The organism is Alkalibacterium psychrotolerans (assembly GCF_054784355.1).
In genome coordinates this window covers 1-517 of sequence record NZ_BAAGPH010000050.1, presented here as the reverse complement: position 1 = coordinate 517, position 517 = coordinate 1, and the positions used below count along the sequence as shown (strand labels likewise).

Annotated in this window: 1 protein-coding gene; it reads left to right on the top strand. The window is 36.6% G+C overall.

The window, feature by feature from the left end:
• A partial coding sequence (locus tag ACYVLS_RS08825; protein ID WP_460323676.1) for a cold-shock protein occupies nucleotides 1–111 on the top strand: 111 nt, incomplete at its 5' end.
• Between the last annotated feature and the right edge of the window lie 406 nt (nucleotides 112–517).

Here is a 517-nt window from a genome sequence, read left to right as displayed (position 1 = left end):
TCAGCAATCCAAGAAGAAGGATTCAAATCTTTAGACGAAGGCCAAGCAGTTAACTTTGACACTGAAGAAGGCGCACGCGGACTTCAAGCAGCAAACGTAACTAAGGCTTAATTAACTTAAACCTAAACTATAGTAAAAGGACACGGATTCTTCCGTGTCCTTTTTTCGTCTCCTAAACAGCAAATAGTGGTGAAGATCATCCCGGGTAAGATAATAGCTTCTTTCCACTTTATAGTTAGTATCATTAGTATCTAGACTGATCCTTGGTTAGATAAGCGATTCAAGACTAGTATAAAACGATGTGAGCTGACCAACTCTTTCAAATAAGTCCGAAATAAGTCAATATCAGAATAAATTAGGTAAATAGAGCGACGTGTGCTATACTATGTATAACATATTGTAAGAGACATTTTACGAACTGTGTAATGCATTCCGAATTGGTCCTTAAGCAATAATGTAAATATGTGCAAAGGCACAAGGAGGAATTTTATTATGGAAACAGGTACAGTAAAATGGT